Source organism: Asanoa ferruginea (assembly GCF_003387075.1).
Taxonomy (GTDB): domain Bacteria; phylum Actinomycetota; class Actinomycetes; order Mycobacteriales; family Micromonosporaceae; genus Asanoa; species Asanoa ferruginea.
Genome location: NZ_QUMQ01000001.1, coordinates 2,049,745 through 2,070,815 on the forward strand (window position 1 = coordinate 2,049,745; position 21,071 = coordinate 2,070,815).

The window sequence follows — 21,071 nt, forward strand, 5'->3', positions numbered from 1 at the left end:
CCTGACGTCCACCCGCCCGCCCAGCGCGCCGCCGCAGACCTTCACCCGGCCGAGCATGGCCCGGCTGACCAGCGTCGAACTGCGCAAGATGGCCGACACCCGGGCCGGCCTGTGGCTGATGGTGGTCACCGCGCTGATCTCGGTGGCGGTCGTGGTGATCCAGCTCTTCGCCGCGGAGCCGGCGGCGCAGACGTTCAAGAACATGTTCCAGTCGACCCTGTTCCCGACCGCCATCCTGCTGCCGGTCCTCGGCATCCTCTCGGTGACCACCGAGTGGAGCCAGCGCACGGCGCTGACCACGTTCGCGCTCACGCCGCAGCGCCAGCGGATCGCCGGCGCCAAGTTCCTGGCCGCGGCCGTGCTCGGCGTTGTCGCGGTGGTGCCGGGCCTGGCCATGGCGGCCATCGGCAACGCGGTCGCCGGCGCGATGGACCCCGCCGCGGGAAGCTGGTCGTTCGGCGGCATGCTGCTCGGCTACGCGGTGCTGTTCAGCGTCATCAACATCCTGTTCGGCATCGGCTTCGGCATGCTGTTCATGAACACGCCGGTCGCGATCGTGCTCTACTTCGTGGTCCCGACCGTCTGGTCGCTGCTCACCTCGCTCATCTCCGGCCTGAAAGGCACGGCCGAGTGGCTCGACCTGAGCGTGACGTCGACACCGCTGTTCGACGACACCGCCCTCAGCGGCGGTGAGTGGGCCAAGCTCGCCGCGTCGGTCGCGGTCTGGGTGCTGCTGCCCTGCGTGCTCGGCGTGGCCCGCCTCCTGCGGCGGGAAGTTAGCTGAATCCCTTGGCCTGTCTCGTGGGACAGGCCCGAGTGGGCGGTCGCGGGTCGGGGGTCCCGCGGCCGCCCACGCTCTTTCGCCAGAATGACGGGATGGCCAGTTGTCCCTGCGGTTCCGGTCTCGACTACGACGAGTGCTGTGGCCCGTTGCACCGCGGCGAGATCGCGGCACCCACCGCCGAGCGGCTGATGCGCTCGCGGTTCAGCGCGTTCGCCCTGGGTGAGGTCGACTACCTGCTGCGCACCTGGCACAGCAGAACCCGGCCGGAGACACTCGACCTCGACCCGGCACAGCGCTGGATCCGGCTCGAGGTGCTCGACACCGCCAAGGGCGGCCCGGCTGATCAGACCGGCGTCGTCGAGTTCCGGGCGATCTACCGGCAGGCCGGCCACACCGACGAGTTGCACGAGCGCAGCCGCTTCGTCCGCGAGGATGGCGCCTGGGTCTACGTAGGACCGTTGCCACCGCGCTGACGCGGCGGGAGGAGACTGTGCGGCATGACGGATCCGCGGGTGTTGATCGTTGGGGCCGGGATCGCCGGGCTGGGTGCGGCGCACGCGTTGCGGGCCAAGGGGATCCGGGCCGACCTGTTCGAGCGCAACCCGCGACCGGATGGCGGCGGGACCGGGATCTACCTGCCGGCCAACGCCGTACGCGCGCTGACCACGCTCGGTTTCGGTGACGCGATCCGGGCGGCCGGGCACGAGATCCACCGCGTGCGGCTGCTCGACCACCGCGGCCGGCCGCTGATCGACCTGCCGATCGACGACGTCTGGGGCGGCATCGGGCCGAGCGTCGCGGTGCGGCACGCCGACCTGCGGCGGATCCTGCGCACCGGCCTGGCCGCCGACGTGCTGGTCAAGACGTTCGTCTCCGACGACGCGGCACCCTACGACCTGGTGATCGGCGCCGACGGGGTCCGCTCAGCGGTGCGCGAGTGGGTGTTCCCGGACGCGGCCCCGCCCCGCCCGGTCGGCGAGTTGGCGTGGCGGTTCATCGCCGACGGCTATCCCGAAGAGCATCTGTGGTGCACCTGGCAGGGCAACGGCCGCACCTTCCTCGCCCTCTCGCTCGGTGGTGGGCAGGCCTACTGCTACGCCGACCTGACCGCGGCGTCACCGCCCGCCGACTGGCGGCCGCTGTTCGACGACTTCCCGGAGCCGGTCCGCCGCCTGGTCGCGGGCGCCACCGACGTGCACGAGGGCACCATCGAGGAGGTCTTCCTCGACTCGGTGACCCGTGGCAAGAGCGTGCTGATCGGCGACGCCGCGCACGCCTACTCGCCCAACATGGCCCAGGGCGCGGCGCTCGCGTTGGAGGACGCGATCGTGCTGGCCGACCACGTTCCTGATCTGGAGGGCTACGCCCGCCGGCGGATCCCGCGCGCCCGCTGGGTGCGCGACCAGACCCGGCGCCGCGACCGCGCTCGGCACCTGCCGCCACTGGTACGCGACACCGTGCTGCGCACGGTCGGCCCGAGGCTGTTCAAGGCCGCCTTCCGGCCGTTGCTGGACCCGCCGTAGATCGGTCGGCTGTTACGCTGAACCGGCCCCGCGCGGAGAGCGCTCTCCACTGATCATAGGAAGCACACGTGACCACCGACGGCGCGCGCCTACCCACGCTCGAAGACGTCGCCCAGGTCGCTGGCGTGTCCCGGGCCACCGTCTCCCGGGTGATCAACGGGATCCGCAACGTCAACCCCGAGTTGCACGAGGTCGTGTGGAACGCCGTGCAGGCAACGGGATACGTGCCCAACCGGGCGGCCCGCTCACTGGTCACCCGCCGCACCGGCACGATCGCGCTCGTCGTCTCCGACGCGGAGAGCCACGACGACGACCCGTTCATGAGCCGCTTCTTCAGCGACCCGTTCTTCGGCCGGGTGGTCGGCGGCCTGCTCAGCACGCTACGCCCGGCCCGCATGCAGTTGGGCCTCCAGTTGGTCGGCACCGACGAGGCCCGCAAACGCCTGGTCGGCGACCTCCGCCAGGGCCAGGCCGACGGCGCCGTCGTCCTCTCGCTGCACCCCGACGACACGCTCCCGGCCCTACTGATCGACGCCGGCGTGCCCGGCGTGGTGATCGGCCGGCCGGCAACGCCGGTCCCGATCAGCTACGTCGACGTGGCCAACGACCGCGGCGCCGCCCTGGCCGCCGAACACCTGGCGGCGACGGGCCGGCGCCGGCTCGGCATGATCACCGGTCCGGCGCACGTGCCGGCGAGCGCCGACCGGGCCGCCGGCTTCCGCACGGCACTGACCGGGTTCGGCGCGATCCCGTCGGTCGAGGGCAACTTCACCCACGAGAGCGGCGACGCGGCGATGCGGCGGCTGATCGCCTCGCACCCCGACCTCGACGGGGTCTTCGTGGCCAACGACCTGATGGCCCAGGGTGCGTTGAGCGTCCTGCGCGAACTCGGGCGGCGGGTGCCGGAGGAGATCGCGGTGGTCGGCTTCGACGACAGCAGCGCGGCGCTCGCGGCCCGGCCGCCGCTGACCACCGTGCGCCAGCCGCTCGAGGACATGGCCGCGGAAAGCGCCCGCCTGCTCATCGCCCACATCGACAACCCGAAGCTGCTCCCGCAAACCGTCATCTTCGAACCAACACTGGTGGTGCGGTCCTCCGGCTGAATTGATTCCCGGGATCGCCGGGGCGGCAAGCCCGGGGCGGCGCGGCGCGGACAGTCCGACCCGCGGCACGGCTCGGGCCGCCGCGGTCCGGCGCAACCCCGCGCTGCACAGCCCAGCGCGGCACAACCCGGCGCGGCCCTCGCGCGGCACAACCCGGCGCGGCCCCCGCGGCACAACCCTGCGCAGCACGGCCTGGCACGGCGCAGGCCTGCCCGGCACAACCCGGCGCGGCCCCCGCGCGGCACAACCCGGCGCGGCCCCCGCGCGGCACAACCCGGCGCGGCCCCCGCGCGGCACAACCCGGCGCGGCCCCCGCGCGGCACAACCCGGCGCGGCCCCCGCGCGGCACAACCCGGCGCGGCCCCCGCGCGGCACAACCCGGCGCGGCCCCCGCGGCACAACCCCGCGCAGCACTGCCTGGCACGGCGCAGGCCCGCCCGGCGCGGCCCCCGCGCGGCACAACCCGCGCGGCCCGACGCGGCAACCCCGCGCGACACAACCCCGCGTGGCCCCGGGCGGCACGATGCGGCGCGGCCCGCACGGCACAACCCGGCGACGGCGGCGCAGAAGCGGCGCCGCGCGGGAGACGTCTGGTGCGCGCAGGTCCCGCCTGAGGCGCCGACCTCGGCGCCCGAAGGCCGCATGCCATTGATCATTTGCACCGGATCTGCAGGCTTTCCGCCTCCCACCATGATCATGTGTGCCGGATCCGCACGACACGCCGCGGTGAGTGTCGATCAGGTGCACACGATCAAGCGGATCGGGCTTGCTGGTGTTGACCAGCTGCAAACGATCACCGCACCTTGCTGCGCCGCTCGCCTAAGACCGGCCAAGCCGCGGCCGCGACCTACCGCATTCCGAGCACCTGCGAGCCCCTTCTTAGGGGGCGTCGGGACCCAGCCGGGTCCGCGGTTTGGAGCGGAATGCCAGGCAGAATGGTTCGGTGACCGCACCTGTTGCCGAGATTGATGTCAACCTCGATCTGGTCGCCCGGCTGCTGCGGGCGCAGCAGCCCGACCTCGCCGACCGTCCACTTCGGCTCGTCGCCAACGGGTGGGACAACACGATCGTGCGGCTTGGCGATGATCTCTGCGTGCGGTTGCCGCGGCGGCAGGTTGCGGTTCAGCTTCTGGTCAATGAGCAACGGTGGCTGCCGACCATCGCCACGCACCTGCCGCTCAGCGTTCCCACGCCGGTGCGGCTTGGTGTGCCCGGCGAGGGCTATCCGTGGCCGTGGTCGGTCTGCCGGTGGTTCGAGGGCGAGATCGCGTCAATGGTGCCCGTCGTTGAGCGGCGGGCCGTCGCCGCCGAGCTAGCCGAGTTCATGAACCGGCTGCACGTCCCCGCGCCTGACGACGCTCCCGCCAACCCGGTGCGCGGCGTGCCGTTGGTCGTGCGCGACGAGCAGATTCAGGACCGGCTGACCAGCGGCAAGCTCGACCGCGAAGACGAGTTGCGCGACCTCTGGGACGAGTTGCGCGCGGCGCCCGAGTGGACGGGGCCGAAGGTCTGGCTGCACGGCGACCCGCACCCGGCCAACCTCGTTCTGCGCGGGCAGCCGGCCACGCTCGCGGCCGTGCTCGACTTCGGTGACCTGACCGCCGGTGATCCGGCCACCGATCTCGCCGCCGCCTGGCTGGTGTTCGACGCCGAAGGGCGCGCCGCCTTCCGGGCCGGTATCGAGGCCGACGAGGCGACCTGGCGGCGGGCTCGGGCCTGGGCGTTGGCCATCGGCACGGCGATAGCCGTGTTCGCCGACATCCACCCCGGTTTGGCGGATGCCGGCGAACACGCGATCAATCAGGTGCTGTCAGCGGACTGACCTCACGGGTAGTTGTTCAGGTACTGGATTTCGGCGCCGGCTCTGGCCGTACCCCCGGCGTTGTTGATGATGTGGTTGATCGTGCCCGCACCGCCGAGCGAGACGGTCACCATATTCTGGAACTGCACGCCCGCCTTGGTCGGCACCTCGAAGGAGCGTTCCGCGACCACTGATGCGTCCAATGTGAACACACAATAGGAGCCGAGGCCGATCGCGAAGTGTTGGTTGACCGCGTCGTTGACCTTGTAGGCCGCGTAGCCCCGGGTCGTGCCGTTCATCCAGGCGGCCTGGTTGGGCATCTCGTAGGGGAACTCGTTCTGGTAGAAGTAGGTCCGGCCGCGCTCGCCGTTCCAGACCGTCTGATATTTCTGGAAGTGCTCGACGAACAGGCCATACATGGTGACGTCGTCGCCGTTGACGGTCAGGCCCGTGTCGGCCGTGTTGACCGACCAGCCCACCCCGTCGCCGTGGTCGGCGCGCCAGAGCCACATGTGGTCACCGATGACGTCGTCGCTGTTGACGGTCAGGGTGTTGGTCGCGCGACCGACCCCCGGGCCGCCGATGCGGAAGAAGACGTCGTGCAGCGAGACCGGGTTGGCGGCGTGGTCGGCCGACGATCCGGGCGGGCCGACCTCCATCAGCACCGGCGAGTTGGTCGCGCCGGCCTCGAACATGATGCCGCCGACCTTGACGCCGTTGACGTCGGCGATCTTCATGCCCACCGAGCCGTTGTCGGCCTGGATGGTGGCCAGGCCCAGACCGAGGATCACGGTGTCGGCCCGGTTGACCTGGATCGGCGAGCTGACGTGGTGCACGCCGGGCGCGAAGAGCAGGTTCTTGCCCTGCGACAGCGCGTCGTTGATGGTGGCGACCGGGGTGCCCGGGCGCACGATGAAGAACGTCGACAGCGACAGTGACGAGCCCGCCGGCGTCTTGTTGAACCAGGTGGTGCCGACCGAGTTGGCGCGCAGCGCGGGCACGAACACCCGGTATTCGCCGGTGCCGTCGATGTAGAGGAACGGCTTCTCCCGCACGGTCGGGGTGTTGGCGACGACCGTGTGCGATGGGTTCGGGAAATGGTTGGCCGGTGCGCCGGTCACGCCCTGGAACACCATGTTCCAGACCGATCCGGACCACGAGCCGAACTCGCTGTTACGCGAATACCACTGCTGCTGCGAGCCGGAGACGACCGTGCCGTCGATCTTCGTGTCGGCCATGAAGCCGCCACTCGACCAGCCGTCGCCGCCGTTCCAGAGTTGGATCTGGTTGCCGCCACCACGCAAATGCATCCGACGGTACGGCGCCGCCTGCGAGACGGCCCACCGCTCGACGGTGACGCCGGCCGGCAGGGTGACGCTCAGGTTCTCGGCCGACCGCCAGAAGTTCTGCGTGGCGTTGCCGCCCATCCAGAACGCTTCGGCGCGGACGTGCCCGTTGAGGTTGACGTCGTCGGGCGACATGCCGAGGCCCGCGACCTGGGTGAAGAAGCCGAGGTTGACGTCGGCCGTGTAGTTGCCCGGCTTGAACAGGACCGCGTAGCGCTCCTGCCCGAACTGGTTGCGCTCCTGCTGGGTGAAGATGCTGTTCAGCCGGCTCTGGATGGTCGCGGTCGGCGTGGACGGGTCGTACACGATGGTGTTGGGACCGAAGTTGGGGTTGCGTGGATCTGTCGGCTCGACCGGGGTGCCGGTCGGCGGCTCGCTGGTGGGTGGGTCAGTCGGGGTGGTGCCGGTGCCGGTGTAGATCCGCAGCTCCCAGAGTGAGTAGCCGTAGCCGGTGCCCCGGGCGGTGCCATTCATCCGCACGTAGCGGCCGCTCCCGGTGACGTTGAGCGTCTGGGTGCCGCCGGTGCCCGTGGTCGTGCTGAAGATGTCGGTCCAGGTGGAGTCGTTGGTGCTGGTCTGGATCTGGAACGAACGCCCGTAGGCGGCCTCCCATTGCAGGACCACCTGGCAGATGCTCTGCACGCTGCCCAGGTCGACCCTGATCCACTGTGGATCGGTGGCGGCCGATGACCAGCGGGTGCCGGCGTTGCCGTCGACCGCCGCGGTGGCCGGGAAGCCGGCGTTCTGCACCGACGACGCGGTCACCGGCTTGCCCTGCGCGGCGTTGGTGGTGCCGCAGCCGCCCGGATTCGTGCCACCGAACGTGCCGTGCACCTGGAACTCGAACAGGCTGTAGCCGTAGGCGGTGGCCCGGACGGTGCCGTTGAGCCGCACGTAGCGGCCGCTGCCGCTGACCGGGAGCACCTGCGTGCCGCCCGTGCCGGTGGTCGTCGTGTAGATGTTGGTCCAGGTGCTGCCGTTGGCCGAGGTCTGGATCTGGAACGACCTGGCGTACGCGGCCTCCCAGTTGAGGGTGATCTGGGTGATGGTGGCGGTCGCGCCGAGGTCCACCTGGATCCACTGCGGGTCGGCGAACGCCGATGCCCAGCGGGTGCCGGCGTTGCCGTCGACGGCCGCGGAGGCGGGGAAGGTCGCGTTCTCCACCGAGGACGCGGTGGCCGGCTTGCCCTGCGAGATGACCGCGTCGGCGGCGCTCGCCGCGGAGGAGACGGTCAGTGCGGCGGCCACCAGTGCGGCGGCAGCCAGGCTCGCGAGGGCCGCGTGGCGGCGGGTCCGGCGGCGCGGGGGTGGTGGTTCGGGTGTCACGTCGAGGGGTGGTGCGACGGGTCTCATGTGCCTGCCTAACGGGGATAGGCGGCGCGCGCGGTGTGCACGCCGGGACGGGGGCGTGGCGCTCGGAGAGCGCTCTCCGAGCGGCTCTGAGTTTTCACCGCAGTTCGGTTCTCGTCAATATCTGGGGGAGCGCTTTCCAGGGATTGACACGCATCGTAGTGTCGCACAAACTGGCCATCGGCGAGAGCGCTCTCTCGCAGAAATCCATCGACGACCGTCCCCGTCGAGGAGTTGACCGATGATCCGCCGCCGTGCCCTGCTCGCGCTCGTTCCGCTCGCCCTCGTCGGCGGCTGCACGAAGCCTGACCGCGGCCCGGCACCTCCTTCCGCTTCTCCCTCGGCCGGTCCCAACACGACCGACATCGCCTGGCTGCAACTGCTCATCGCGATGAACGAGCGGCTGCTGCCCGTGCTCGACCTGGTGCCACCCCGATCCGGCGACCCAGCCGTGCAACTCTTCGCCTCGGTGACCCGGCGCGCCCGGTCGGCGGAGCTCGAGTCGCTGCGTGGGCTCGCCGCCGGGGTCACCCTGCCCACCGACAACCCGCACCTACAGCACGAGATGCCCGGCATGCCCACGGCGGCACAGCGCGACGCGCTGACCCGGGCCACCGGCAAGGAGTTCGATCGCGGCTTCACCGCCGTGGTGATCGCGCATCTCGACCAGACCTCCCGACTCTGCGCCGGAGAGCAGAACGCCGGCGCCGACCCGGCGTTCCGCTCGCTCGCGGAATCGATCGCGCGCAGTGTCGGCGAGGAGCGTGCCCGGGCGTCCGCACTGGACGCCCGGGCCGCTTCGCCTACGGCGAACACGCCTTGACGTCAGGCTGGCTTGACGGCAGCGTGGTCGGCATGACGCCCGACCTGCTGGAGCTGGAGCACACGCTCGCCACCGCAACCGCCCGCTTCGACCAGCTGCGCACCTGGGAGGCGCTGGGCGAGCCGGCGCTCGGTCGCGAAGAGACACTCGAGCTGCTCGCGCTGAGCGAGGTGCTGGCCCGCAAGGCGCACTACGGCCGGCAGCTCAGCGTCCGCACGGCCCGCGCGGCCGGTGCCTCGTGGACGCAGATCGGCGCCGCGCTGGGCACCAGCAAACAGGCGGCCTGGGAAGCCCACGCCAAGTGGATCGACGACCAGGCCGACCAGCACCGCGCGGGCGGTGTGGCCGGCCTGGACGAGTCGTCTGTCGGTGAATTGCGCCGGCGGGCCGGCGACGCCGACAGCTAACGCACGGTCCGGAAGAAGGCGCGCACATCCTCGACGAACAGGTCCGGTGCCTCGATGGCGGCGAAGTGGCCGCCGCGGTCGAACTCGGACCAGTGGGTGATGGTGTTGGTCTGCTCGGCGTAGCGGCGGATCGCCACATCTTCGGCGAACACCGCGACCCCCGTCGGCACACCGCTCGGCGTCGGCCAGTTGCCGCTGTGCATGCTCTCGTAATAGAGGTTGGCCGACGTGCCGGCCGTGTTGGTCAGCCAGTAGAGCATCACGTTGGTGAGGATCTTGTCGCGGTCGACGACGTCCTCCGGGAGCTTGCCGCCGTGCGTCCACTCCTGGAACTTCTCGACGATCCAGGCGAGCTGGCCGACCGGTGAGTCGGCGAGGGCGTACGACAGGGTCTGTGGTCTGGTCGCCTGGATCTGGAAGTAGCCGTTCATGTCCTGGAGGTAGTTGGCGAGCCGGCCGAGGCGGACCCGCTCGGCGTCGGTCATCGTGGCCTGCTCGGCCTCGGGCACCTCGCCGAACGGGATGAAGCCCATTGTGGCCGCGTTGACGTGGATGCCAACGACGTGGTCGGCGTCGACCCGGCCCAGGTCCGGTGCGATGAATGCGCCGTAGTCACCGCCCTGCGCGCCATAGCGGGAGTAGTCGAGACGGCGCATCAGCTCGGCGAACGCGCCGGCGATCCGGCGGCTGTCCCAGCCGGCCTCGGTCACCTGGCCGGAGAGGCCGAAGCCGGGGATCGACGGGATCACCACGTGGAATGCGTCGGCCGGGTCGCCGCCGTGCGCCCGCGGGTCGGTCAGCGGGCCGATCACGTCGAGGAACTCGACGATCGAGCCGGGCCAGCCGTGGCTGAGCACCAGCGGGAGCGCGCCGGGCTCGGGCGAGCGGGCGTGCAGGAAGTGCACCCGCTGCCCGCCGATCTCGGTGGTGAACTGCGGCAACTCGTTGATCCGGCGTTCCGCGGCGCGCCAGTCGTAGCCGTCGGCCCAGTAGCCGGCCAGCTCGCGCAGGTAGTCGACCGGAACGCCGCGGGACCACTCGGCGCCGGGCAGCGCGAACGGCCAGCGGGTCTGGGTGAGCCGCGCGCGAAGGTCGTCGAGGTCGCCCTGAGGGACGTCGAGGCGGTACGGGTTCATGATCGTTCACCTTCCATCGGAACGTTCGGGTCCGTTCCGTTTGAGCTTAGCAGAACGGAACGGTTCGTTCCAAGTGATGGATCCCCGGAATCTGTTGGCACGGCCCGGCGGCGGGTGGGAACGTTTGCGCATGCGGAAGTACGTGATCATGGGTGTGCAGGGCAGCGGCAAGGGCACCCAGAGCACCCTGATGAGCCGCGAGCTGGAGCTGACCCACATCAGCGTCGGCGACATCCTCCGCTGGCACGTCCAGCAGCACACCAAGATCGGCGCCCTGGTCCGCCGCACGATGACCACCGGCGAGTTGGTCGGCGACGACCTGGTCGAGTCGATCGTGCGCGAGCGGCTCCAGCAGCACGACTGGAACTATGGCTTCCTCATCGACGGCTTCCCCCGCAACGTCCGCCAGGCGTCGTTCTTCCTGGAGAGCTACGACATCGACGGCGTCATCCATCTCGACCTGCCCGACGAAGACGTGGCCAAGCGGGTGCTCAGCCGGCGGCTCTGCGCCAACTGCGGCATGGACTACAACCTCATCTCCGACCGCCCGGAGATCGAGGGCAAGTGCGACGTCTGTGGCGGCAACCTGATCACCCGCGACGACGACACCCCCGAGGCGCTCGCGGCCCGCCTGCGCGACTACTACGGCAAGACCGAACCGGTGCTGGAGCTGTTCCGGCGCAAGGAATACGTGCTGACCGTCGACGCCCGCCCCGACCCGGCCACCGTGCAGCGGGCGATCCGCGACGGCCTGCACCTGCCGCCCTACCTGGGCCAGGTCACTCCGTAATGTGTGAGGCATGACGACCTACCGCTCCGTCAACCCGGCCCGGCTCGACGACGTGGTGGCCGAGGTGCCGCTGACCGACGCCGCCGCCTTCGTCGCGGCCTGCCGCGACGCCCGGGCCGCACAGGCGCGGTGGGCGGCGGTGCCGGCACCGGTGCGCGGCCAGGTCATCGGCAACCTGGGCGCGCTGGTCCGCGCCAACCTCGAGACGCTGGCGCAACTGGTCACCCGGGAGATCGGCAAGCCGATCGTCGAGGCCCGAGGCGAGGTCCAGGAGATCGTCGACACCTGCGACTTCTTCCTCGGCGAGGGGCGCCGGCTCTACGGCCAGACCGTGCCCAGCGAGATGCCCGACAAGCAGCTCTTCACGTTCCGGGTGCCGGTCGGGGTGGCCGCGATCATCACCGCCGGCAACTTCCCGGTCGCGGTGCCGTCGTGGTACCTGGTGCCCGCCCTCCTCTGCGGCAACGCGGTCGTCTGGAAACCCGCCGAATACGCGTCCGCGAGCGCCGCCGCCCTGGGTGAGTTGGTCCGCCGGGCGGGTGTGCCTTCCGGGGTCTTCGCAGTGGTCGACGCTTCCGGTGAAGACACCTTTGCGGGCTTGTCCGACGCCCTCGACGCGGGCCTGGTCGACAAGGTCGGCTTCACCGGCTCGTCGGCGGTGGGTGCCCGGATCGGCGAGCTGACCGGCCGCCACCTACAGACCCCGTGCCTGGAGCTGGGCGGCAAGAACCCGATGGTGGTCACCCCTGATGCCGACCTGTCGCTGGCGGTCGAGGGTGCGCTCTTCGGCGGTTTCGGCACGGCGGGGCAGCGTTGCACGTCACTGGGCACGGCGATGGTGCACGAGTCGGTGTATGAGTCCTTCGTCGACTCGCTCGGCAAGGCCCTGTCCGACGCGGTGATCGGCGATCCCACCCGGGAAGACGTCCTCTATGGACCGATGCTGGCCGACCGGTTCGCCTCGCGCTATGAGGAATATCTGACCTGGATCGGCGACCACCACCGGGTGCTCGGCCCGGTCGGCCGGATCACTCCGGAGAACCCCCGCGCCGGTTTCGCCGGCGATCCCGCTGCCGGCCTCTTCTACCACCCGGTGCTGGTGGCCGGCGTCCGCGCGGATGACCGGCTCTTCCAGGAAGAGACATTCGGCCCGATCGTCGGCGTCATGCCCTACCGCGAACTCGACGAGGCGATCGCGTTGGCCAACGCGCCCGGCTACGGCCTCTCGTCGTCGATCTACACCAACGACCCGCGCTCAGCGTTCGCCTTCCGCGCCGGCGTCTCGGCCGGCATGGTCAGCGTCAACAACTCGACCTCGGGCGCCGAGGCGCACCTGCCCTTCGGCGGCAACGGCAAGTCGGGCAACGGCTCCCGCCAGTCAGGCGTGTGGGTGCTCGACCAGTTCACCCGCTGGCAGTCGATGAACTGGGACTATTCGGGCCGCCTGCAGAAGGCCCAGATGGACACCCAGTCGATCACTCCCGACCTGTCATTCCGTTTGTAGCCGGCAAGCCGGCCAGGCGGCTCTCGCGGCGGCTAGTCCGGCGCGGCGGCTACGTGCAACGGGCCGGGAGCGGGTCGGCCGTCGAGTGCCGTCGGGTCGATGCTCCAGCGCGCGGCGAGCCGCGCCACGTCGTCTTCGCCGACCAGGAGATCGTCGGCGTCGGCGGGGGCCGCCTCCGGGATGCCCAGCGCCCGCTCGGCGTCGTCAGGATCACCGCGCCACTCGGTCACCTCACCCGTCTCGCCCACGAAGTCGAAGGCGCGCACCAGCACCCCATCGACCGCGCGGACCCAACGGTGCTGCTCACCGACCCGGTGGGTGGCGAAGAACTGCACCTCGGTCTCCAGGGCCACCGACAGCGCCACGGCCTCTACGGTGCTCTCGCTGGTGAACAGCCGACGGCCGGCCACCAGGATCCACTCGGCCTCGCGCGCCCCGGCCAGCGGCGGCGTCACCGCCAGCCGATCATCGGTGAGGTGGGCAAGGTCGACGCCCTCGCGCCACGGCGTCGGCCCCAGGTCGCGCAGGCCGAGCGCGTCGACCACCGCGCCCGGGTCACGGCCACGGATCGCCAACCAGGCCTGCTTGGGGCCGAACCCCACCATCGTCTCCGCTGTCACCACTTGGACGTTAGCTCGCCTCCAGGAACTCTCGGGCGACCCGCTTGGGGACGCACATCCGCCAGGAGTCGAGGACGAGCTCGCGCATCTCGCCCTCGTCGATCTCGGACAGCCGGACCCGGACCCAGTTGTAACGCTCGTCGGAGGGCACCGGCATGAGGAACTTGTCGGGCTCGGCCGCCACCAGCCCGGCCCGCTCCTCTTTAGGGAAGCCGAAGCCCATCACGGTCTCGTCGGGAGAGAAGGACAGGAACACCAGGCTCCCGACCCGGAACTTGATCCGATCGCGGACCAGCACCTCATAGGCCCGCGGCAGGGTGCTGGCGAGCCGTCGCACGTCATCGATCGTGACCACGCGAGCACGCTATGACAGGGGTACGACAACAAACAGGCCGAGCACCGTGCCCGCGACCAGAAACGGGCCGAACGGCAGGCTGCTCGTCCAGCGCACCTTCCCGGCGAGCAGCAGCACGATGCTCACCAACGCCGACAGCAGCAGGCCGGCCATCAGCCCGAGCAGCACGGCGCCCCAGCCGAACCAGCCGAGCAGCGCGGCGCAGCTCAGCGCCAGCTTGGCGTCGCCGAGCCCGAAGCCCCGGCGGCCCAGCACGAGCGTGGTCGTCGCGAAGAAGAGCGCCACGCCGGCTCCCGCGAGCAGCGACCGCACCCAGCGGTCGGCCGCGCCGTCGACCAACGCGGCGGCACCCAGCAGCACGGCCACACCTGCCGCGGCAGGCAACGTCAACCTGTCCGGCAGGCGGTGCACGGCGAGGTCGACCAGCACGAGCGGGATGGCCAGCGCGGCCCACCAGGCGAAGGCGGCGACCACCGGCAGCGAAACAACGGGCCGGCCGCCAGCGAAGGCGACCAAGGCGAGCAGCGCAAGGAGGGCGAGCACCTCAACAGACCAGGGCGGCGGACCGACCCGGGCCGCGCAGCCGCCACAGCGGGCCTGTGGCAGAAGCGCGCCGCCGAACCCGATGGCGGCGCCACAGCCGGGGCAGGTCCGGCGCCAGGGCTCGCCCGGGGCCACGGTGTGGTTGATCGCCAACCACCGCAGCAGCGGGGTGACCAACACCGCGGGTAGCCGCCGCGGTGCGGTCCGTACGCGTACCCCCGTCGTCATGCCACCCGCCCCACCTTCACGGACAGTGACGAGTTGATCGCGCAAGTCGATCTTCTCGATGCGCCGACCGCCCGGTCGAGCCGCCCAGCGGCTGTGGACAACGCATGCCAAGCATTGGCGCCCGTCCCGATCGACGAATCGGACACAAACCGACGGTCTTCCGCATATCGAAGTTTGAATCGCACACGCTGTCCGTCGCTTGATAGAAAGCGCGGGACGCGTGCACCCGAGTGCCGCAGCCACCCGAAAAACGGCTCCATCGTCGGTCCTTCCGGCCCGGTCACGGCCGTCGCCGTGACCCTACGTGTTATTTGAAATGACCTCTGTTGCATCGGCGATCGTCAGCCTATGCTCGGCCCTCGGGTGTTGCACTACCGACCTTTAAGCGGCTGGTGCGACTCTCGCCCGCCGCTGCTTTGATGATCCAAATTAATAACGCGAAACGCGATCGGATGATGGGTCCGACCCTTAGTTAACCGTGCCCAGTTTCGCCCACGGTCCCAGGCGACGCAGGGAGGATGCACCGTGCCCGCACCACGACTGGCGAGCGCCGCCGTCGCCGTCGCACTTGCGGCGGCACTGGTCGCATGCGGTTCCGAGCCGCCATCGACAGCCGCATTCGACAACTCCGCGCCCGCTCCCACGGCCAATCCCGAAACGGCCGCCGCGACCAAGTCGGCACTCGCCGCCTACGCCGGATATCTGGCAGCCGCCAGAAAGGCCGAGGCAATTCCCGACCCCAACTATCCGGAGCTGAGGAAATACCTTGGCGACCCGCTGCTGACCCGCGTCCGGACCGCTATTCGCGATATTAAGGAGCACGGTGCGATGCGTACCGGTAAACTCATTTCCGACCCACGCATAACCGCCGTGAGCTTGGATTCCGTGCCGGCGACCGTCTCGATTCAAGATTGCATCGACGCCACCGGCTACGCGATGGTCAACGCGAAGACGAAGAAGAAGGTCCCCGGTCACGCCGCCGGCCGCTATATCGCCACGGCGACCGCCAGTCGCTATCCCGACGGCCGCTGGCTCATCGACTCCGGCATCGCACACAAGGACCAGCCGTGCTGACCGGGCGGCGGTTGACCCGGTTCGGGGTGCTGACAGCGGGGCTCGCGCTGGTGCTGACCGGCTCGGTCGTCGCGCTGGCCGACGACGGCGGTGCGGAGTGCCCGCCCAACCAGACCACCTGCGACGGCTGGGGCGAGGGCGGCGGCAACAACGGCGGTGGCAACAACGGCGGTGGCAACGGGAACGGCGGCAACGGCGGTGGCGGCGGCGGTCCGTGCCGGCGCGACGGCGTCGTCGTGCCCTGCTATGACGACCTGCTCGGCTGGTTCAACAACTCCGACGGCTGCTACTACCGGGTCACCGAGCCGCAGCCGGCCGGCGTGCCGGAGGGCATGACGTCCTACACCCGAAGCTGCGGCGCCGGCGGCCTGGCCGGTGGCGAACCCGTGCTGCTCGACGACCCGCCGCCCGGCTTCGCGGCGCCGCCTGACCCGGCCGAGTTGGCCGCCCGCGCGCTGGCCAGCCTCGACCTGCGGCCGCCGGTGATCGGCATCGCGCCCGACCCCGCGGTCGGTCCGGGTCTGGTCGGGCTGCCCATCTGGCTGTGGGTGCCGGCCGACAACAACCCCGGCGACAAGGTGAGCACCTGGGGCCCGTTGACGGCGAGCGAGTCCGAGCGCGGCGTCACGGTCAACCTGACCGCGGTCGTCGGCAAGATCACCTGGAACATGGGCGACGGCGGCACGCCGGTGACCTGCACCAACCCCGGCACGCCCTACACGCGGCAGGGCGGCGAGTCGCCGACCTGCGGATTCGAGGGCTACCGCGCGGCTGACAAATACACGGTCACCGCGACCACGACCTGGACGGTCACCTGGGAAGCCGGCGCCGAGAACGGCGTGATCCCCAACGTCACGCGGGAGAACACCGCGCAGATTCAGATCGACGAGCTTCAGGTGGTGACCAAGTGACCGCGACGCCGACCCGCAACGCCGCCTTGCCGACCCCGGCACCGATCGCCCCGCCCAAGGTGATCCGGCAGCGCCGGATGCGCCCCGGGCTGCTCGGGCTCGCCGTGCTGCTGATCGCGCTCGGCGGCCTCGGCGCCGCGTTCGCCATCACGTCGGTCAAGGCGACCGGCTCCTACCTCGCGGTCGCCCGCTCGGTGCCGCAGGGCACCACGCTGTCCCCCGACGACCTGGTGACCGTGCAGGTGGCCGGCGGTGCCGGCCTGACGCCGGTGCCGGCCAACCAGAAGGCCTCCGTCCTCGGCAAGCGGGCACTGGTCTCGCTGGTGCCGGGCACCCTGCTCACCCGCGCCCAGTTGACCGACAAGCCGCTGCTCACCGGCGGGCAGCAACAGGTCGCGCTGGGCCTGCGGGCCAACCAGGTGCCGGCCCGCCGGCTGCTGCCGGGCGACAAGGTGATCCTGGTCGGCACTCCGGCCAAGGGCGAGCCACCGGCGATCACCCGCTACGACGGCACGGTCATCGACATGACCCTCGACCGCAGCAACGCGACGGTCTACCTGGCGCTCGACGCGTCCGACGTGGCCCCCGTCGTGCTGCTCGCCGACGACGACCGGATCGCCGTCGTCCTGACCGCGGGTAAGTGACCGTGGCGATCATCGCGCTGGTCTCCGGCAAGGGTGCGCCCGGTGTCACCACCGCCGCGCTGGCCTGCACGCTGACCTGGCACCGCCGGCTCATCCTGGCCGAGTGCGACCCGGCCGGGGGCTCGATCCTGGCCGGCTATCTCGGCGGCGCGCTCGACGGCCGCCGCGGGATCGGCGAGGTGGCCGTCGCCGAGTTGCGCGACGGCAATCTCGAGGCGCATTTCTGGTCGCAGCTCGTCGACCTCGACGCGCCCCGGCGCGAGCGGCTGCTGCTGCCCGGCGTCGTCGACGCCGCGCAGGCCGGCAGTGTCACCCCGCTCTGGCAACGCTTCGCCGACTTCTTCGTTTCGCTCGACCGCGGCCAGCCACCGTTCGACGTGTTGGTCGACTGTGGACGGATCGAGGTGCCCAACCCGCCCTGGCCGCTGTTGCGGGCCGCGGCGACCGTGCTGGTCGTCACCGGCGCCCGGCTGGCCGACCTGTCGGCGACCCGCGGCGCGGTGCGGGCGATCGAACGCGACTTCACCGACCATCGCGTCCCGGCCGGCAACCTGCGGCTGCTGGTGGTCGGCGACGGGCATCCCAAATCGGAGATCAGCAAAGCCATGCGGCTGCCGGTGATCGGCCAGCTTCCCGACGACCCGCGCACCGCCGAGGTGCTGACCCACGGCGGCACCATTCGCGCCAACCGGCCGCTGATGCGGGCCGCGGGCGCGCTCGAGGTGCCGGTGCACAGCCTGCTCGACCGCCGCCGGGCCCGGCTGAGCTGGCCGACCGCGGAGGTGACCCATGCGGTTTGAACCGGTCGCCCACGACCCCCGCGGTCGCGAGGGCGCCACCTCGACCGTGCCGCCCATGCTCCCCAATGGGCGGCACCACCAACCAGAAGGGCCGGCCCAGCCCCCGGCGCCACCGCCGATCGCGCACCCGCAGCACGTACCCCGTCGGCGAATTGATTTTGCCCTGGTCCGTGAGCTGCGCCGGGAGCTGAGCGAACGGCTCACGCACTGGCAGCGCGGCCGCGAATACACGCCGGGCGAGGAAGACCTCGAACGCGCACGGCTGGCGGCCGAGGTGGTAGCGGCCTACGCCGACGCGGTCCGCCGGGCCGGCACCCCGCTGCACGCCGCCGACGAACGCGCCCTGCTCGACCAGGTCACCGCCGAGCTGGTCGGCCTCGGCCGGCTCCAGTCGCTGCTGATCGACGAGTCGATCGAAGAAGTGCACATCCTGGGCTGCGACCAGGTCCGGATCACCCGGCACGGTGGCGGCGTCGACTGGGGCGACCCGATCGCCGACAGCGACGAGGAGATGGTGGAGATCCTCCAGGCCGCCGCGCGCCGGGCGGGTTCGACCGAACGCTCGCTGTCGACCTCGAAGCCGACGCTCGACCTGCAGCTACCTGACGGCAGCCGGCTCGCGGCGGTGTTCCTGGTCAGCCACCGGCCCTACGCGGTGATCCGCCGGCACAACACCCTCGACGTGACGCTCGACGAGCTGGCCGGCGCCCGCGCCGACCTCGACGAGATGGTCGACCCGCTGATCCGTGACTTCCTCCGGGCGTCGATGCGGGCCGGGCTCAACATCATGGTCGCCGGGCTCGCCGGTGCCGGGAAGACGACCGTCATCCGGGCGCTGATGAACGAGATCCCGGCCGACGAGCCCTACGTGCTGCTGGAGGAGAGCCGCGAACTGCTGCCCGCCCGCCGGTCGCTGAAACACCGCGCGGTGATGAGCTTCGAGTCCCGCGAGGGGCACGGCGAGAAGGGCTACGACGGGCGGCCGGCCGGCGAGGTGACGATCGCCGACCTGATCCCGCTCTCGCTGCGGATGGGCGTGCTGCGGATCATCGTCGGCGAGGTCCGGTCGCGCGAGATCGTGCCGATGCTCCAGGCGATGACGACGAGCCGCGGTTCGATGTGCACGATCCACGCGCGTACCCCCGGCGGTGTGAGCGAACGGATCATCGAACTCGCCCTCTCCCACGGCCGGGAGATGACCGTCGACCAGGCCCGCCGGATGGCCGGCAACGCGCTCGACCTGATCGTCTACGTCACGGTGGAAGACGAGACCGCCATCGGTGGCCGCAAGCACCGCTTCATCTCACACATCGAAGAGGTCATCGGGGTCAGCGAGCACAACCGGGTCGCGACGACGACGGTCTTCGGTCCGGGCGCCGACGGGCGGGCGGTCCCCCGGCATCTGCCGGAGCGGGTCAGAGATCAATTGATGCGCATCGGGTACGACGCCCGCATGCTGACCCGCTACATCGAGGCGGGCACCGGAGCTTGGCGGCGACCCCGGCACACCCAGCTCCAGCAGCGGAGGACGATGTGAAGCTGCCCGCTGACCTCGAGCTGATCGCGGTGCTCGCCGGTGCCGCCTGCGTCGCCGGCGTGATCCTCGCCGTGGTCGCCATCGTCGGCACCAACCGGCCACCCCGCCCCGCGTCCAGCACGTCCAGCATCGGTCGACTGTGGACCGGCTCCAGCGACAACCCGCGCGACCGGCGGCGACACCAGATCCTGCTGGTCTGCGCGGCCGGCGCCGGCGCACTGGCGTTCCTGGTCACCGGCCTGCCGGTGGTCGGCCTGCTGTTCGCCGTCGCGGTGCCGGGCACGCCCTGGCTGTTCACCGTCGGTCGGGCCGAGCAGCGGGCGGTGGCCCGGATCGAGGCGATCGGCGAGTGGACCCGGCGGCTCAAAGACGTCTCCGGCACCGGCCAGGGCCTGCAACAGGCGATCGTCGGCACCGTCGCGACCGTCCCCGAGCAGATCCAGGAAGAGGTCGGGCTGCTCGCCGCCCGCCTACAGGCCGGTTGGCAGGCCCGGATCGCGTTGCTCGCGTTCGCCGACGAGATCTCCGACCCGGTGGCCGATCAGGTCGTCGCCGCGCTGATCCTGCACCTGAGCGACCGCGGCGAGCGCCTCGGCGACGTGCTCGGCTCGATCGCCTCGGCGGCTTCGGCCGAGGTGGCCACCCGCCGCGAGGTCGAGGCCAAGCGCACGCAGCCGCGCTTCGCGGTGCGCTTCCTGACCGGAATGGTGCTGCTGGTGCTCGGTTATGGGCTGATCAACCCCGATTACATGCGCCCATACGGTACGCCCGGGGGCCAGGTCGTCATGGTGGTGCTCGGCGGGATCTTCGTCGCGCTGCTCGCCTGGGTGCGCACGATGAGCCTGCCACCCCGGGCCGCCCGCTTCCTCGCACCGCCCAAGCTCGAGGAGGCGGTCCGGTGATCGTCAACCTCCCGTTCGTCTCGGGCGTCCTCGGCGGCGCGCTGATGGGTGCCGGCGCCTTCGTGATCGTGCGGGAAGCGCTACCCGCCTCGCCCGCGCTCGCACCCGCCCTGCGCCGCCTGCACCAGGCCGCACCGGCCGGGCTCGCGGCGGGCCCGCGGCGCGACCTCGACTGGCTCGGCGGGTTGTCCCGGTGGCTTCGCCCGCCGACCCGTGACCTGGCGCTGCTCGGCCGCACCCCGGAGCAATACGCGCTGTCCCTGCTGATCGCGGGCGGCTCCGGGCTGGCCGCGCCGGTGTTGTTGACGGTGATCTTCCAGCTCTTCGGGCTCGGGATCCCGTTCTTTGTCCCGGTGATCGCGAGCCTCGGCCTGGCCGCGATCGCCGCTTTCATCGCACACCGCGATGTGCTCAGCAAGGCCGATCGGGCCCGGCGCGAGTTCAGCCGGGCCGTCTGCACCTACCTCGACCTCGTCGCGTTGCAGTTGACCGCGGCACACGGGCCGGTGCAGGCATTGGAGAACGCGGCGGCGATCTGTGACGGCTGGGTGTTCGAGCGGATCCGCTCGGCACTGCGCATGGCCCAGTTGCAGATGCATTCGCCGTGGGAGGAACTGCGCGAGCTGTCCGAAGAGATCGGCGTCCCGGAACTCGGTGACGTCGGCGCCATCATGCAGTCCTCCGGCACCGAGGGCGCACAGGTCCACGAGACCTTGCGGGCTCGGGCCGACTCGTTGCGCGACCAGATTCGCACCGACAACCTCGCTCGCGCCGAGGCGGTCACCGGCCGCCTCGACGTCCCCGGAGCGATGCTCGTGTTCGTACTCATGGGCTTCGTTCTCTACCCCTTCCTGACCCGGGTGTGATCCGGGCGTCCGAAAGGAACACCG

21 protein-coding genes are annotated in these 21,071 nt (G+C 70.9%); 16 read left to right on the forward strand and 5 right to left on the reverse strand.

Annotated elements, in window-relative coordinates; genetic code table 11:
- Position 1 precedes the first annotated feature (1 nt).
- The 5 genes from DFJ67_RS09845 to DFJ67_RS09865 all read left to right on the forward strand — a co-directional run bounded on the left by DFJ67_RS09845 (position 2) and on the right by DFJ67_RS09865 (position 5,232).
- Positions 2 to 784, forward strand: coding sequence for an ABC transporter permease (locus DFJ67_RS09845; RefSeq protein WP_409362909.1), 783 nt, complete (start codon positions 2 to 4; stop codon positions 782 to 784).
- A 92-nt stretch (positions 785 to 876) separates the two neighbouring features.
- On the forward strand, positions 877 to 1,257 hold the full coding sequence (locus DFJ67_RS09850; protein ID WP_116067606.1) for a YchJ family protein: 381 nt from the start codon (positions 877 to 879) through the stop codon (positions 1,255 to 1,257).
- Positions 1,258 to 1,281: 24 nt separating this feature from the next.
- Entirely contained in the window at positions 1,282 to 2,307 is a 1,026-nt protein-coding gene (locus DFJ67_RS09855; RefSeq protein WP_116067607.1) for an FAD-dependent monooxygenase, read from the forward strand.
- A gap of 68 nt (positions 2,308 to 2,375) precedes the next feature.
- Positions 2,376 to 3,410 carry a LacI family DNA-binding transcriptional regulator gene (locus DFJ67_RS09860; RefSeq protein ID WP_116067608.1) on the forward strand — a complete coding sequence of 345 codons (1,035 nt, stop codon included), beginning with the start codon at positions 2,376 to 2,378 and terminating at the stop codon, positions 3,408 to 3,410.
- Positions 3,411 to 4,353: 943 nt separating this feature from the next.
- The gene (locus DFJ67_RS09865; protein WP_116067609.1) at positions 4,354 to 5,232 is read left to right on the forward strand and encodes an aminoglycoside phosphotransferase family protein; all 879 of its coding nucleotides are present in this window, start codon (positions 4,354 to 4,356) and stop codon (positions 5,230 to 5,232) included.
- 2 nt (positions 5,233 to 5,234) lie between these two features.
- On the opposite strand, the gene DFJ67_RS09870 is transcribed toward DFJ67_RS09865, so the two are convergent.
- Positions 5,235 to 7,910 carry a discoidin domain-containing protein gene (locus DFJ67_RS09870; protein ID WP_116067610.1) on the reverse strand — a complete coding sequence of 892 codons (2,676 nt, stop codon included), beginning with the start codon at positions 7,908 to 7,910 and terminating at the stop codon, positions 5,235 to 5,237.
- 238 nt (positions 7,911 to 8,148) lie between these two features.
- Here DFJ67_RS09870 and DFJ67_RS09875 point away from each other — a divergent pair, with 238 nt between their 5' ends.
- Entirely contained in the window at positions 8,149 to 8,730 is a 582-nt protein-coding gene (locus DFJ67_RS09875; RefSeq protein ID WP_116067611.1) for a DUF305 domain-containing protein, read from the forward strand.
- 32 nt (positions 8,731 to 8,762) lie between these two features.
- Entirely contained in the window at positions 8,763 to 9,137 is a 375-nt protein-coding gene (locus tag DFJ67_RS09880) for a hypothetical protein (RefSeq protein WP_116075969.1), read from the forward strand.
- Here DFJ67_RS09880 and DFJ67_RS09885 read toward each other — a convergent pair.
- The gene (locus DFJ67_RS09885; protein ID WP_116067612.1) at positions 9,134 to 10,273 is read right to left on the reverse strand and encodes an epoxide hydrolase family protein; all 1,140 of its coding nucleotides are present in this window, start codon (positions 10,271 to 10,273) and stop codon (positions 9,134 to 9,136) included. The two genes, DFJ67_RS09880 and DFJ67_RS09885, sit on opposite strands and share 4 nt — an antisense overlap.
- Positions 10,274 to 10,403: 130 nt before the next feature.
- Here DFJ67_RS09885 and DFJ67_RS09890 point away from each other — a divergent pair, with 130 nt between their 5' ends.
- Together DFJ67_RS09890 and DFJ67_RS09895 are read left to right on the forward strand one after the other, a co-directional pair.
- Positions 10,404 to 11,063 carry an adenylate kinase family protein gene (locus DFJ67_RS09890; protein WP_116067613.1) on the forward strand — a complete coding sequence of 220 codons (660 nt, stop codon included), beginning with the start codon at positions 10,404 to 10,406 and terminating at the stop codon, positions 11,061 to 11,063.
- Positions 11,064 to 11,073: 10 nt separating this feature from the next.
- A complete protein-coding gene (locus DFJ67_RS09895) occupies positions 11,074 to 12,567 on the forward strand; it encodes an aldehyde dehydrogenase family protein (protein ID WP_116067614.1) in 1,494 nt (497 codons plus the stop codon).
- A 32-nt stretch (positions 12,568 to 12,599) separates the two neighbouring features.
- On the opposite strand, the gene DFJ67_RS09900 is transcribed toward DFJ67_RS09895, so the two are convergent.
- From DFJ67_RS09900 to DFJ67_RS09910, 3 genes are read right to left on the reverse strand one after another with little or no spacing between them, the layout of a single operon-like run.
- Positions 12,600 to 13,187: a hypothetical protein gene (locus DFJ67_RS09900; RefSeq protein WP_239097149.1), complete on the reverse strand. Its 588-nt coding sequence runs from the start codon at positions 13,185 to 13,187 to the stop codon at positions 12,600 to 12,602.
- A gap of 10 nt (positions 13,188 to 13,197) precedes the next feature.
- The gene (locus DFJ67_RS09905) at positions 13,198 to 13,542 is read right to left on the reverse strand and encodes an MmcQ/YjbR family DNA-binding protein (protein WP_116067616.1); all 345 of its coding nucleotides are present in this window, start codon (positions 13,540 to 13,542) and stop codon (positions 13,198 to 13,200) included.
- A 9-nt stretch (positions 13,543 to 13,551) separates the two neighbouring features.
- Entirely contained in the window at positions 13,552 to 14,313 is a 762-nt protein-coding gene (locus tag DFJ67_RS09910) for a prepilin peptidase (protein WP_116067617.1), read from the reverse strand.
- A 540-nt stretch (positions 14,314 to 14,853) separates the two neighbouring features.
- Between DFJ67_RS09910 and DFJ67_RS09915 the strand changes: the two genes are divergently transcribed.
- Genes DFJ67_RS09915 through DFJ67_RS09950 form a run of 7 tightly spaced genes read left to right on the forward strand, consistent with a single transcriptional unit; the run spans position 14,854 to position 21,047 of the window.
- Positions 14,854 to 15,387, forward strand: a complete 534-nt coding sequence (locus tag DFJ67_RS09915; protein WP_409362908.1) for a hypothetical protein — start codon at positions 14,854 to 14,856, stop codon at positions 15,385 to 15,387.
- Complete coding sequence (locus DFJ67_RS42605) at positions 15,381 to 16,298, forward strand: hypothetical protein (protein WP_170215777.1); 918 nt, start codon at positions 15,381 to 15,383, stop codon at positions 16,296 to 16,298. Before DFJ67_RS09915 ends, DFJ67_RS42605 begins: the two co-directional genes overlap by 7 nt.
- Entirely contained in the window at positions 16,295 to 16,942 is a 648-nt protein-coding gene (locus DFJ67_RS09930) for an SAF domain-containing protein (RefSeq protein WP_409362906.1), read from the forward strand. Before DFJ67_RS42605 ends, DFJ67_RS09930 begins: the two co-directional genes overlap by 4 nt.
- A gap of 2 nt (positions 16,943 to 16,944) precedes the next feature.
- Positions 16,945 to 17,742 carry a CpaE/TadZ family protein gene (locus tag DFJ67_RS09935; RefSeq protein WP_116075973.1) on the forward strand — a complete coding sequence of 266 codons (798 nt, stop codon included), beginning with the start codon at positions 16,945 to 16,947 and terminating at the stop codon, positions 17,740 to 17,742.
- Positions 17,732 to 19,279, forward strand: coding sequence for a TadA family conjugal transfer-associated ATPase (locus DFJ67_RS09940; RefSeq protein ID WP_116067620.1), 1,548 nt, complete (start codon positions 17,732 to 17,734; stop codon positions 19,277 to 19,279). The genes DFJ67_RS09935 and DFJ67_RS09940 overlap by 11 nt, the downstream gene beginning before the upstream one ends.
- Entirely contained in the window at positions 19,231 to 20,181 is a 951-nt protein-coding gene (locus DFJ67_RS09945) for a type II secretion system F family protein (RefSeq protein WP_409362905.1), read from the forward strand. The genes DFJ67_RS09940 and DFJ67_RS09945 overlap by 49 nt, the downstream gene beginning before the upstream one ends.
- Before the next feature lie 44 nt (positions 20,182 to 20,225).
- Positions 20,226 to 21,047 (forward strand): type II secretion system F family protein, encoded by an 822-nt coding sequence (locus DFJ67_RS09950; protein WP_116075977.1) that lies wholly within the window; start codon positions 20,226 to 20,228, stop codon positions 21,045 to 21,047.
- Positions 21,048 to 21,071 lie beyond the last annotated feature (24 nt).